Source organism: Pseudoalteromonas sp. B131b, assembly GCF_037162545.1.
Classification (GTDB): Bacteria; Pseudomonadota; Gammaproteobacteria; order Enterobacterales; family Alteromonadaceae; genus Pseudoalteromonas; species Pseudoalteromonas fuliginea.
Genome location: NZ_JARLUZ010000001.1, coordinates 2,178,556 through 2,192,630 on the forward strand (window position 1 = coordinate 2,178,556; position 14,075 = coordinate 2,192,630).

General features: G+C 39.7%; 11 protein-coding genes and 1 pseudogene. All 12 read left to right on the forward strand.

Annotated features, from left to right (window positions below):
* The first annotated feature begins 67 nt into the window (after positions 1-67).
* Positions 68-2,194, forward strand: coding sequence for a polyribonucleotide nucleotidyltransferase (gene pnp, locus P4S65_RS09960; RefSeq protein ID WP_337120090.1), 2,127 nt, complete (start codon positions 68-70; stop codon positions 2,192-2,194).
* A 281-nt stretch (positions 2,195-2,475) separates the two neighbouring features.
* On the forward strand, positions 2,476-3,354 hold the full coding sequence (gene nlpI, locus P4S65_RS09965; protein ID WP_007378499.1) for a lipoprotein NlpI: 879 nt from the start codon (positions 2,476-2,478) through the stop codon (positions 3,352-3,354).
* Positions 3,355-3,364: 10 nt separating this feature from the next.
* A complete protein-coding gene (locus P4S65_RS09970; protein WP_007378498.1) occupies positions 3,365-4,516 on the forward strand; it encodes a hypothetical protein in 1,152 nt (383 codons plus the stop codon).
* A gap of 216 nt (positions 4,517-4,732) precedes the next feature.
* Positions 4,733-7,524, forward strand: a pseudogene (locus P4S65_RS09975) (monovalent cation/H+ antiporter subunit A).
* Positions 7,524-7,877, forward strand: a complete 354-nt coding sequence (locus P4S65_RS09980) for a Na+/H+ antiporter subunit C (RefSeq protein ID WP_010554685.1) — start codon at positions 7,524-7,526, stop codon at positions 7,875-7,877. The pseudogene P4S65_RS09975 and the gene P4S65_RS09980 overlap by 1 nt, the downstream one beginning before the upstream one ends.
* Positions 7,874-9,391 carry a monovalent cation/H+ antiporter subunit D gene (locus P4S65_RS09985; RefSeq protein ID WP_033028529.1) on the forward strand — a complete coding sequence of 506 codons (1,518 nt, stop codon included), beginning with the start codon at positions 7,874-7,876 and terminating at the stop codon, positions 9,389-9,391. Before P4S65_RS09980 ends, P4S65_RS09985 begins: the two co-directional genes overlap by 4 nt.
* A complete protein-coding gene (locus tag P4S65_RS09990) occupies positions 9,391-9,927 on the forward strand; it encodes a Na+/H+ antiporter subunit E (protein WP_008134633.1) in 537 nt (178 codons plus the stop codon). The genes P4S65_RS09985 and P4S65_RS09990 overlap by 1 nt, the downstream gene beginning before the upstream one ends.
* The gene (locus tag P4S65_RS09995; protein ID WP_007378493.1) at positions 9,921-10,190 is read left to right on the forward strand and encodes a K+/H+ antiporter subunit F; all 270 of its coding nucleotides are present in this window, start codon (positions 9,921-9,923) and stop codon (positions 10,188-10,190) included. The genes P4S65_RS09990 and P4S65_RS09995 overlap by 7 nt, the downstream gene beginning before the upstream one ends.
* A gap of 9 nt (positions 10,191-10,199) precedes the next feature.
* On the forward strand, positions 10,200-10,532 hold the full coding sequence (locus P4S65_RS10000) for a Na+/H+ antiporter subunit G (RefSeq protein WP_007378492.1): 333 nt from the start codon (positions 10,200-10,202) through the stop codon (positions 10,530-10,532).
* Between the two features lie 130 nt (positions 10,533-10,662).
* Positions 10,663-11,160 (forward strand): DUF2059 domain-containing protein, encoded by a 498-nt coding sequence (locus P4S65_RS10005; RefSeq protein ID WP_337120091.1) that lies wholly within the window; start codon positions 10,663-10,665, stop codon positions 11,158-11,160.
* Between the two features lie 215 nt (positions 11,161-11,375).
* Positions 11,376-11,819: a MerR family transcriptional regulator gene (locus P4S65_RS10010; protein ID WP_007378490.1), complete on the forward strand. Its 444-nt coding sequence runs from the start codon at positions 11,376-11,378 to the stop codon at positions 11,817-11,819.
* Positions 11,809-14,055: a heavy metal translocating P-type ATPase gene (locus P4S65_RS10015; protein WP_337120092.1), complete on the forward strand. Its 2,247-nt coding sequence runs from the start codon at positions 11,809-11,811 to the stop codon at positions 14,053-14,055. The genes P4S65_RS10010 and P4S65_RS10015 overlap by 11 nt, the downstream gene beginning before the upstream one ends.
* Positions 14,056-14,075 lie beyond the last annotated feature (20 nt).

Genomic DNA, 14,075 nt, shown 5'->3' on the forward strand with positions numbered 1-14,075 from the left:
TACAATTATGTACTGTAATTGGTACTTTGATGACAACTTATTAGAATACATTTAAGGAATATTTTAAGTGCAAGCAATTATTAAAGAATTTCAACTAGGTCAACACACAGTGACACTAGAAACTGGTGCAATCGCTCGTCAAGCAGACGGCGCAGTACTTGCAAGCATTGGCGATACTTCAGTTTTAGTCACTGTTGTTGGTAAGCGTGAAGCACAACCAGGCCAAGACTTTTTTCCACTAACAGTTAACTACCAAGAGCGTATGTATGCTGCTGGTCGTATCCCAGGTGGTTTCTTAAAGCGTGAAGGTCGTCCTAACGATGGCGAAACACTTATTGCACGTCTTATTGACCGTCCAATTCGTCCACTTTTCCCAAGCGGTTTTGTAAACGAAGTACAAGTTATTGCAACTGTTGTTTCTGTTAACCCTGAAATCCAACCAGATATGGTTGCGATGATTGGTACTTCAGCAGCACTTGCTATCTCTGGTATCCCGTTCAGTGGCCCAATTGGTGCAGCTCGCGTTGGTTACATCAATGGCGAATACGTACTTAATCCTACATTAAAAGAGCTTGAAGAAAGCCAACTTGATTTAGTGGTAGCCGGTACTGATAAAGCGGTACTTATGGTTGAGTCAGAAGCTAACGTACTTGCTGAAGACGTAATGCTTGGTGCTGTTGTATATGGTCATGAGCAATCTCAAGCGATTATCACTGCAATCGAAGAATTTAAAGCGCAAGCAGGCAAGCCTACTTGGGATTGGACTGCACCTGAGAAAAATGTTGCACTTGAAGATAAAGTAGCAATTATCGCTGCTGATAAGGTAGGCGCAGCTTACTTAATCACTGATAAAGTAGCGCGTAAAGAAGCACTTGGTGAAGCTAAAGATGAAGTTGTTGCAGTATTAACAGCTGAACTTGCTGAAGGCGAGTCTTTAGACAAGCAAGAAATTGGCAAAATCTTCGGTTCACTTGAGAAGAAAATCGTTCGTGGCCGTATCGCTGCTGGCGAAAAACGTATCGATGGTCGTGAACCAGATATGATTCGTGCACTAGATGTAATGACTGGCGTATTACCGCGTACTCACGGTTCTGCTATCTTTACTCGTGGCGAAACTCAGGCGTTAGTAACAGCGACACTTGGTACAGAACGTGATTCACAGTTAATCGACGATTTAACGGGTACTCATAAAAACCACTTTATGCTTAACTATAACTTCCCTCCATTTTGTGTAGGTGAAACTGGTTTTGTTGGTTCTCCTAAGCGTCGTGAAATCGGCCATGGTAACCTTGCTAAGCGTGGTATTTCAGCTGTAATGCCTACACTTACTGAGTTCCCTTACTCAATTCGTGTAGTATCTGAAATTACTGAATCAAACGGTTCTTCTTCAATGGCGTCTGTTTGTGGTACTTCTCTAGCACTTATGAACGCGGGTGTACCAATTAAAGCATCTGTTGCCGGTATTGCGATGGGTCTAGTTAAAGAAGACGATAAATTCGTTGTTCTTTCTGACATTTTAGGTGATGAAGATCACTTAGGTGACATGGACTTTAAAGTTGCCGGTACTGCTGCGGGTATTACTGCACTTCAAATGGATATCAAAATCGAAGGTATCACTCAAGAAATCATGCAAATTGCGCTTAAACAAGCAAAAGCTGCACGTTTACATATCTTAGAAGTGATGGATGAAGCGATTTCTGCTCCTTCTGAAGAGCTATCAATGTTTGCTCCTCGCATATACACAATGAAAATCCCACAGAAGAAAATCGCTGAAGTTATTGGTAAAGGTGGCGCAACTATTCGTCAGCTTACTGAAGAAACTGGTACAACGATTGAAATCGGTGACGACGGTACAATTAAAATTGCCGCTACTGATGGCGAAAGTGCAGCTAATGCGATTAGCCGTATTGAGCAATTAACAGCTGAACTTGAAGTAGGTACTATCTACGAAGGTAAAGTTGTACGTATCGTAGACTTCGGTGCGTTTGTAAACATTCTTCCTGGTAAAGATGGTCTAGTACATATTTCTCAAATTAGTACTGAGCGCGTTAATAACGTGGCTGATCACCTTTCTGAAGGTCAAGAAGTTAAAGTTAAAGTACTAGAAGTAGATCGCCAAGGCCGTGTACGTCTAAGTATTAAAGAAGCAATGGAATCAGCAGCACCTGCAGCTGACGCGCCAACTGACGCGTAATTGCTAATACTTCATCCAGATATTTACTGGATAATATAAAAGAGGGGCTGTTTAGCCCCTTTTTTTATGCTTTAATGAGGCTAATTAAATTTAAACAAAGATTATTCAAGGAAGCTAAATTACTCATAAATAGTGTTCAAATTTAAAAGTGACAAACTCACAACATAATTTTACCTAATTACTGAGCAGTTTACCTAGAGCAATAATAGTTCATCATTTGCTATGAACCTATTGAGACATCGTCTGTCATATTGCTACCTATCTTGGTATTAAGGATTTTAATGATACTCAAACATTTAGCTTTGGCATCTTTCGCTATTTTGTCTTTAAGCGCTTGCCAAACTACAACAGAATCAGAACCAACCCCGATTGTTAATGTGCCATTTACTGCACCTTTGGCCTCTGACTTTAGAAGTGAAATTGCTATTGCACGCTACTCAGAGTTATTGAATAGAGCAGATTTAAGCCCTGATCAACAAGCGAAGTTATATTATGACCGTGGTGTGTTATTTGATAGCTTAGGCATGACTACGCTGTCGCGTATTGATTTTAACCGCGCTGTAAAACTTAAGCCTGATTTAGCTGAAGTATATAATTTTTTGGGTATTCAACATACGCTAATGCAACAATATGAAAAAGCCTATGAATTTTTCGATTCGGCCCTTGAGCTTGATGAAGATCATGAATATGCTTATTTAAATCGAGGTATTGCACTTTATTATGGTGATAGGTCTGGTATTGCTAAAACCGATTTTAGTGCATTTTTAGCTCGCTCTCCAAATGACCCTTATCGTGTATTATGGGTTTATTTAGCAGATGCTAAGGTAAATAAGGAGCAAGCTCTTGTTGAACTTAAAACGAATGCAACAGCACTTGACGATTCACAATGGGCGTTTCAACTAATTTCGCTTTTTGCAGGTGATATGAGCGAGCATGCTTTTTTATCTGGCATTAGTGAGGGTGTTAAGTCGGAACAAGAATATGCTCAGCGTTTATGTGAAGCTTATTTTTACTTAGCTAAATTGCATCAGGCTGCTGGTGATAAATACTTAGCCGCTGATTATTTTAGATTAGCTCTAGCAACTAATGTACATGAGTTTATTGAGTATAAATATGCACGTTTAGAACTTGAGTTAATGGCTGGTGACGACGCAAGTTAAGGCATTAAAATTGGCAGGTGTATTACTGTGTAGCCTTTTAATAACAGGCTCTGGTAATCACCTTGACGCGATTGGCTTTTGGCATGTTTTGAACACAAAGGCCAGTGTGTTAAAAGTCTATAGACGCTTCCCTAATTATTTTGCGGTTCATTTACCGCAACTACCAGATACCTCCCTTGCTATATTGGCTAGAAATCACATTCCCTCTGCACAATATGCTTATTCAATAAGACTTTTAAATAATAACGACAGTGATACGGCTAAACAATTTTGGTTGGCAGGTATAAATAAATTAAATGCAATTGAGCGTAAAGAGTTAGCTGTTCAGTTATTAGCTCAATCACGTTGGGATGATTTAAAGCTTTTAGCCGATATAAAGCAGTTACCAGAAGGGGATGTTTTTAATCACCTCAGGTTGCATTTATCTATAGCGGAAAATAATATACCGCGTGAATTTATACAAAATTTGGGTTTTTCTTTTTTAGAGGATATTGATGAGCCTAAAAAGCACTGTATGTTTAATGTAATTGTAATGAGCGATCACCGAAATGGTTTATATAAATTAGGTGACTTTATAACTACATACAATCGGCAGCCAGAGCCACGCGAAAATATATTTTGTTTTTCAAAGCCCGTGTATGTTGCGACTGCGCTCAATTGTAAAAGTAATATCAATAATGCTGCGCAATGTGATTGGCAGGCCTCTAGATTTAAAAATGAGCTTCTTAGCAATTATGATTTTTTAGTAATGATGCCAAAGCATGGCACTGCAAATGTCAGTAAAGGCAAAATGCTTATTAACTCACAGGCAAACTACAGTATATTTTTACACGAACTTATGCACTTTAACCGTTTTGAGGATGAGTATACTTTGCCTATATCAAAACAAGCATGGTTGTGCGCACAAAGTGGGTTTGTAGCACCAAATTTATATATTACACATGGTGAACCTGCACCAGAAGGTTGGCATAAAAGTGAAAGTTGTCAACAAGGAGGTATTGCTTATAAACCAAGTGAAAAGTGGTCTATTATGCAGTATCAACAATTAGGGCTCTCAACGCAATACAGGGAACTTTGGTTGAAGTATTTAGATATGACTAAGGGGGACTTCTACCGTCACTCAGATGAGCTTACGTCTATAAATAAGGCTATATTAAATTAACAATCGTCAGCAATGCTATATTGATTTTTTAGCTTGAAAAAATTGTTAGTTTTTGTTTTGAAAACATTCATATAACCCCGCTTTATATAGACAAAATTAGTGTTTTTCAGTATAACTATAACTATTAATGTCGTTAAAAAACAGGCAGTAAAAGCATCACTTAATCCTAAAAGAGTGACGCCCTGATAAACTTATGATTATAAAAGGCCCTACATTATGACTTTGCTCTGGATACCCTTGTTATCCTTAATTGGCAGTGTTATTTCTGCATGCACAGGTAAGTTATCCCGCAATTTAAGCACTAGTTTAACGGCTCTCGCGCCTTTGACGGCTTTGGGGATTACTCTATACCATGCACCTGCAGTTTTAGCGGGCGAAACCATTCGTTATTCATTAGCTTGGATCCCGTCAATAGGACTCGATTTATCTCTGCGGTTAGATGGCCTCAGTTTATTGTTTATGTTTATGATTTTAGGCATAGGCTTGCTCGTTATCCTCTACACGCGTTACTACCTAAGCGCTAACGATTCAATGGCCAAGTTATATAGTTACTTAATGCTATTTATGACTGCAATGCTTGGTATTGTTATGTCTAACAACGTCATTCAACTGTGGTTGTTTTGGGAATTAACCAGCATCAGCTCATTTTTATTAATTAGCTTTTGGTGGCATAAGTCCGAAGCACGCAAGGGCGCGCGCATGGCGCTTGCTGTGACTGGTGCTGGCGGTTTAGCATTACTTGCTGGCTTAATGTTATTGAGTGATATTGTTGGTAGTTATGACTTAGATGTTATTCTAGCGAGTAAAGCAATAATTCAATCTCACGATTTATACGAAGTAGCATTGGTATTGGTGCTATTGGGTGCATTTACTAAATCGGCACAATTTCCATTTCATTTTTGGCTTCCTCATGCAATGGCTGCACCTACGCCAGTGAGCGCGTATTTACATTCTGCAACTATGGTAAAAGCCGGTATATTTTTGTTAGCACGTTTTCACCCTGCTTTAGCCGGCACCGATACGTGGTTCTTGCTCGTTGGGTTAACGGGTTTAGCTACGCTGTTGTTTGGTGCTTATATAGCATTATTCAAACATGACTTAAAAGGCTTGTTAGCCTATTCAACAATAAGCCATTTGGGTTTAATAACGCTGTTACTCGGGCTTGATACTGAGCTTGCAACTGTTGCGGCAATATTCCACATCATTAACCATGCCACGTTTAAAGCGTCGTTATTTATGGCCGTTGGTATTATTGATCACGAAACAGGCACGCGCGATATGCGTAAATTAAATGGTATGTGGCGATACTTACCATACACTGCAACGCTTGCGATGGTCGCGGCGGCTGCAATGGCGGGTGTACCATTACTTAATGGGTTCTTATCTAAAGAAATGTTTTTTGCAGAAACGCTGCATCAGCAAGTACTTGGTTCTATGTCGTGGCTAATACCAGTACTGGCAACTGTTGCAGGCGCATTTGCGGTTGCGTATTCCGCACGCTTTATTCACGATGTTTTTTTTAACGGTGATCCAATTAATTTACCACGAATACCTCATGAACCACCACGTTATATGCGTGTACCAATAGAGATACTCGTTGTCATTTGTTTATTAGTAGGGATGTTTCCGCACTTTGCAATTGATGGCATCTTATCTGCGGCATCCTTAGCTGTATTAGGGCAAAAAATGCCACATTACGAATTAGCTATTTGGCATGGATTTAACTTACCTTTACTTATGAGTGCAATGGCTGTTGTTGGCGGCTTATTTATTTATGTTAATCGTAAATATCTATTTCAATTTCAAGCATCGTTACCACCTCTAAACGCTAAAAAAACGTTTGAACGTGTAATATTAAGCGTTATTGCTTGGTGTCAGTCAAAGGTAAGCAGTACAGAAAATGGATCGCTGCAGCGCTACCTTGTAATTATGTTAGCGGTAGTATTACTGTGTGCAGGTTGGCCATTATTTGAAATGCAACAACTTGCCGGTAGCATGCCACTTACGCCTGTTGATGTGCACAATGCAATTGGTGCAGGCTTATTGATTATTGGTGCTCTTGCCACCGTTATTTGGCATCGCTCTCGAATGGTATCGTTGTTAATGCTCTCAATTGTGGGGTTAATGGTGTCGGTTGTATTTACACGTTTTTCTGCTCCAGATTTAGCGCTTACGCAGCTAACCGTTGAAGTGGTTACTATTATTTTACTTATGCTGGCATTGTTTTTTTGCCCCAACATACGCCAAAAGAATCAAGTTCATTACGTGTACTTCGAGATTTAGCAATAGCCTCTACCTTAGGTGTAGTTATAGCAAGTATTTGTTACGCGTTACTCACACGCCCATTAGATTCAATCTCAGACTTCTTTATTGCTAACGCTAAAATTGGTGGCGGTGGTACTAACGTAGTTAACGTTATTTTGGTCGACTTTAGGGGCTTTGATACGCTTGGAGAAATTACCGTATTAGGCATTGCCGCATTAGGTATATTTAAAGTACTTTCTCGAATTCCATTATTTATGCCTGCAAGTGACAGCGAAGGCCGCCCATGGGCTAAAGAACGTCATCCAATATTATTGGCGAGTATTTCACAAAGTTTATTACCGCTTGCGTTGTTGGTGTCGGCGTATATTTTCTTACGAGGGCATAACTTACCTGGTGGTGGCTTTATTGCAGGACTGGTAACGTCAATCGCGTTTATTTTACAATATATGGCGCATGGTACGGCATGGATAAACGAACGTTTTGATGTTAATTATCGTAAAATCATAGCTTCAGGCATTGGTATTTCACTGTTTACAGGTGTGGGTAGCTGGTTCTTTGATAAGCCATTTTTAACAACTTGGTTTGACTACTTTGATATTCCGTTTGTCGGTAAAACAGAGCTTGCCAGCGCGATTGCATTTGACCTAGGTGTTTACTTAACGGTTGTAGGCGCTACGCTAATGATTTTAGCAAGCTTAGGTAATATGACGGCAGATACCCAGAAAAAAGAGGTAAATATTTAATGGAATTATTGTACGCATCTTGCGTTGGAGTATTGGTCAGTTGCGGTGTGTTTTTACTGCTAAGAGCTCGTACGTTCCCTGTAGTACTTGGGCTTACTATGATTTCATATGCTGTTAACTTATTTTTGTTTTCAGCAGGTCGTCTTACTATTAATAAAGCGGTAGTACTTGGTACTGGCACAGAATACGCCGATCCTCTACCTCAAGCTTTAGTGCTTACAGCTATTGTTATTGGTTTTGCGATGACCGCATTCGTGGTTATTTTGGCAATACGTGGACGCGCCGATTTAGGTAGCGACCATGTTGATGGTTATGTGCCTAATACCTCAGCAGATAACAAGGAGCAAAAATGATCCAACATTTAGCTTCGCTCCCTATTTTATTACCTATGCTTACGGCCGTTATTTTATTACTGCCACCATGTGGTAAAAGCGTTAAAATACGCCGCTTAGTTTCAATTGTAATGGCAATAGCTACTTTTGCCATTAGTGTATTTTTACTTGTACATATTAATAATACGGGTATTAACGTTTACGCTATTGGTAATTGGTCTGCACCATTTGGAATCGTCTTAGTAGCCGATATGTTGTCTACCTTATTGGTTACGTTAACTTCACTTTTAGGTTTGGGCGCTATTTTATATGGTAGTGCTGGCGATGATGAAAAAGGCAGTTTTTATCACCCACTTGTTCACTTTTTAATATTGGGTGTAAATGGCGCGTTTTTAACTGGCGATTTATTTAACCTATTTGTATTTTTTGAAGTATTACTGATTGCATCATATGCATTGTTAATGCACGCAGGTGATAAACAAAACACCCGTGCTGCGCTGCAATATGTAATATTAAATTTAGTTGGCTCAAGCGTATTTTTAATCGGTTTGGGTATTTTGTACGGTGTACTTGGTACGCTCAATATTGCAGATATGGCGCAAAAGGTATCGGAGCTTTCGGGCGATGATGTATACCTAGCAAAAGCAGGTGGTTTATTATTACTCATTGTATTTGCTTTAAAGGGCGCACTATTACCTCTGCATTTATGGCTTCCAAATACGTATGCAAGTGCTAAACCTGTGGTTGCTGCATTGTTTGCGATTATGACCAAAGTAGGCGTTTACGCCATGCTTAGAGTTTACACTGTGATATTTGGCGAACAAGCCGGAGCGCTTGAACACATGGCGCAGCCTTGGCTTTGGGGCTTAGCAATTGCCACCATTATAGTGGGTGCCATTGGTGTTATGGCAGCGCAAGATTTACGTAAACTAACGGCTAACTTAGTATTAGTATCGGTAGGTACGTTGGTTGCGCTAATTGCATTGCAAAATGTAAATGCCACTGCTGCACTTTTATATTATTTAGTGCATTCAACACTTGTTAGTGCCGCTCTATTTTTACTAGCAGACTTAGTTTCAATCCAGCGCGGTAAAGTTGGCGATAGGCTTGTGGCGGGTCGCTCTGTTAAACAGCCATTTTTATTAGGTGTGTGCTTTATTATTGCGGCTTTAACGGTAGTTGGTATGCCGCCACTATCAGGCTTTGTAGGTAAAATTTGGATACTTAAAGCGACATTAAACAGTGAGCAAGCTTTACTATTTTGGCCAGTATATTTAGTAACAAGTTTTGCGTTGTTAGTAGCGCTTTCGCGCGCTGGCACAACCTTGTTCTGGGAGCATAAAAGTAAAAATAGTGAAAATGCTGAGTGTGTAAATGCGAACCCATTGCAAGTAATTGTAATTATAGGTTTACTTGCGTGTTCACCATTATTAGTAATTTTTGGCGGGCCCATTAGTGAATATATGCTGGGTGCTGCTGTGCAGTTACATGACATAAGCGGCGGCATTAATGCTGTACTTAAAGGAGGCATGTGATGAGATTACAAGCCCGTTTTCGTTGGTTACCAACGCCATTTCGTAGCTTATTTTTGTTTATGGTTTGGCTATTGTTAAATAATAGCGTGTCGGTAGGGCACTTAGTATTAGCGACTATTTTTGCAATACTTATCCCGATATTAAGTTTTTCGCTTCGCGAGCCTCAGCCGCTAATTTTAAAGCCGGGCTTGGCTCTCAAGCAGTTGCTTATTGTGCTGTACGATATTGTTGTAGCAAATTTACAAGTGGCTTTACTTATACTTGGGCCATCTAAAAATTTGCGTCCGGCCTTTATAAAAGTACCGATAGATTTAACCCATGATATGCCAATTACTATATTGGCCAGTTGTGTATCGCTTACACCTGGTACTGTGAGTGCAGAGGTTTACCCAATTGCTGAATCGTTACTTGAGGGTGAAGAGCCAACGCAACGCTACTTATTAATACATGTGCTTGATCTTAAAGATGAACAAGCACTTATCAAACAAATAAAACAACGCTACGAAGCTCCACTAAAGGAGATATTTCAATGTTAGATACTGTATTACTCATTGTTTTTTCGATGATTGGCTTATCATTATTACTTAATTTATGGCGATTGATCATCGGTCCGTCAGTGCCTGACCGTGTTTTAGCGCTCGATACTATGTACATTAACGTCATCGCACTGATTATTTTATACAGTATTAGTATGGATACAGGGCTTTATTTTGAAGCTGCACTGCTTATTGCTATGCTCGGTTTTATAAGTACAGTTGCAGTGTGTAAGTATTTACTACGTGGCGATATAATTGAATAAGGTGAAAACATGATCAGCGAATGGGTTGTATCAATATTATTGTTATTTGGTGGTACGTTTATTTTAATTGGCTCAATAGGCTTAATTAAACTACCTGACTTTTTTATGCGTTTGCATGGACCAACTAAAGCAACCACGTTGGGCATGGCGAGTATGTTAATTGCTGCTATGGTTTATTTTGCAAATTCAGGGCATGGCCTAAGTGTTAAAGAAATACTCATTACTATATTTTTACTAATTACGGCACCGATTAGTGGCTACATGTTAATAAAGTCTGCTATCCATCATAAGCTAAAAGCCAAAGAAGGCACTAAAGGCCTAGATAATGTAGAAGACGATTAGCATAAAAATATATTTATAAAAGGCCGAATAAATTTATTTTATTCGGCCTTTTTAATGATTACTTGTACCCTTTACAATACAAATTATTCATGTGACCATAAGTCCATTATTTATATGAAAGGATATTATTATGGGTAAGGTACTACTTTTATCATTACTGATTTTTTCTAGTAGTTTGTATGCTGAACAAAATTCTAAGCAGCAAAAAATAGATGAACTCATTAATGTAATGAACATGGATGCAATGGTTGATTCTATGTACGGCCAGGTTGAAGGTATGATGAAAGGCATGTCAGACCAAATGGGCGTTAAGCCTTCTGAACAGGCTATTTTTGATAAATACTACGGCGACATGACAACGGTATTAAAAACCGAAATGAGCTGGGCTAAAATGCAGCCAATGATGATTAGCGTGTACGACAAACATTTTAGTGAGCAAGAAATTGCTGATATGTTAGCGTTTTATAAAACAGATACAGGGCAAAAAATACTTGAAAAAATGCCTGTTGTAATGCAAGAGTCTATGCAAATGTCACAAAGCTTAATGAAAGATGCTATGCCTAAAATTCAAGGTATAGCAGGCAAGCTAAGCGAAGAGCTAAAAGCTTCACGCGAGCATGCTAACTAGAGACTGCTGATATTTGCTGGTTAAATTTAACCTTTAAAGAACAATAGATTCAATACTTTTACCTCTCTTATTTAAGCGCTCTAGCCAGAGCGCTTTCACTTTTTCGCTAAATCAGTTTCAGTAAATTTAAATTATGCTTTAATGCTCCTCTCTATTGACCTGTGTGTTGCACATAGGTTTATTATTGATCTATTGAAATTCCACGGGGCTAAATTATGTATGTTAAACAACTTGCCAAATTAATGGGCGTGACTGCCGATACTGTCCGTCATTACACACGTATTGGGTTACTTAACCCAATACGCAGTGAAGAAAATGGCTATCAAGAATATACAAAGCAAGACCAGCAACGTTTAAAGTTTATTATTAGTGCGCGTCAACTTGGTTTTTCACTCAAAGATATTCAACACATTATAGGCGAGTCAGAGCAAGGGAATTGTCCTTGTCCGTTAACGCGAAAACTCATTACTAAACGCCTAGAAGAAACCGAAGCACTATTTCAAGAAACATTAAAACTACGAAACAGGATGCATGCAGCTCTGGATCAATGGGATACATCAGCCGATGGTGCAAATGCCAGTGACGTGTGTAGTTTAATAGAATCTTTTGTTGATCCAATAAACGATTCTGCAAATAAGGAGCAGCGTAATGACGACTAATACAAAAGACACCGCGCAGAACTTTATTATTGAAGGCGCTAATTGCGGCAGTTGTGTGGCTAAAATTGAAAAAGCCCTTAATAGCGTGCAAGGCGCGCAAAACGTGGAAATGAACTTTGCACAGCGTACAGTACGTGTAGAAGGTAAAGCCCGCGAAAGCACGCTTATTAAAGCAGTCGAAAACATTGGTTATTCAGCTAAGCCAATGAGTAATGAGTCTGATCAAGATGCACTTGATGAAAAAGCAAAGTCGGACGAGGCACATTACAAAAAGCTAATGCGTAATATGATATTAGCGTTAGGAGTCGGTGCACCATTAATGATATACGGGCTTATTTTTGACATGAGTGTGACCACCGACACACAACGAATAGCCTGGTTTTTAGTGGGTATAGTCACGCTTGTGGTTATGGCTATATCAGGTAAGCAATTTTACAACGGTGCTTGGCAGGCATTCAAAAACCATGCTGCCAATATGGATACATTAATAGCGCTTGGTACAGGTACTGCGTGGTTGTATTCAATGTTCGTAGTAATAGCACCAAACTTATTACCACAAGTTGCAAGACACGTATATTTTGAAGCATCATCGATGATCATCGGTTTAATTAGTTTAGGGCTCGCTTTTGAAGTAAAAGCACGTGGGCGCACCTCACAAGCAATTAAACGCTTAATTGGCCTGCAACCAAAAACTGCACGCGTAATTCGCGATGGGCAAGAGCAAGACATCGACATGAGTGATGTTGTAAAAAATGATGAAGTACGCGTACGCCCGGGTGAAAAAATCCCTGCGGATGGCGATGTTATTGAAGGCAGCAGTACGGTTGATGAGTCAATGCTTACTGGTGAGCCAATGGCCGTCCGCAAAAAAACGGGCGATAAAGTCGTTGCCGGAAGTATTAATAAAAGTGGCACTTTATTATTTAAAACCACGTACATTGGTAGCGAAACCACACTTGCCAATATTATCAATATGGTAAAGCGTGCACAAAACTCTAAGCCATCAATAGGGCGCTTAGCTGATGTTATATCAGGAATATTTGTACCAACAGTCATGATTATTGCGGTGCTTGCAGGCCTTGCATGGTTAAACTTCGGACCTGAGCCATCAATTGCTTATGCCGTTGTTGCGGTTACCACCGTACTTATTATTGCTTGTCCTTGTGCGCTAGGACTCGCAACCCCTATGTCGGTTATGGTGGGTATTGGTAAAGCTGCAGAGTCAGGAATATTAATTCGAAATGGTGAGTCGCTGCAAACAACATCTAAAATCACCACCATGATTTTAGATAAAACAGGTACTATTACTCAAGGCACTCCACAAGTTACCGATGTAGTTACCTTTAACAACCGTGATGAAAATACAGTAATGCAACTGGCCGCAAGCCTTGAAAGTAGCTCAGAGCATCCACTGGCCCAAGCAATTACGGCATATGCTCAAAAGCAGGGCTTAGCTTTAAGTAAAGTAGCCGACTTTGATGCAATTACAGGTAAAGGTGTAGCCGGCAGTGTTGACGGGCAAACATTATTGTTTGGCAATAAAGCGCTAATGGATAAATACAATGTAGCCGTTGATGATGCAACCGAGCAAGCTCAAACACTTGCCAGTGATGCTAAAACGCCCATGTATTTTGCAAGTAATAATAAGCTCCACGCTATTATAGCAGTAGCAGATCCTATTAAAGAGGATTCAGTTGAGGCTATTAAACGCCTGCAAGATAAAGGTATCCATCTAGTTATGCTAACAGGTGACAACAAAGCCACTGCACGAGCCGTTGCTAAACAAGTTGGTATTGATGACTTTATTGCAGAAGTAATGCCCGATGATAAAGTAAACGAAGTAACAAAGCGCCAAGCAAACGGTGAAATAGTGGGTATGACAGGTGACGGTATTAACGATGCCCCAGCACTTGCGCAAGCGGATGTAGGGTTTGCAATTGGCACAGGTACCGATGTTGCAATAGAAAGTGCAGACATTACCTTAATGCGTGGTTCGTTACATGGCCTTGCTGATGCAATTGCAGTGAGTAATGCAACTATATCAAATATTAAACAAAACCTATTTGGTGCCTTTATTTATAACGTGGCGGGTATTCCGATTGCAGCCGGCGTGTTGTATCCATTTTTTGGAATACTACTTAACCCTGTTGTTGCAGGTGCAGCTATGGCACTTTCATCGCTTACAGTGGTAAGTAACGCTAATCGCTTACGTTTTTTCAAACCAAATAAATCGTAATTTAAGCTAAGGAGTACATT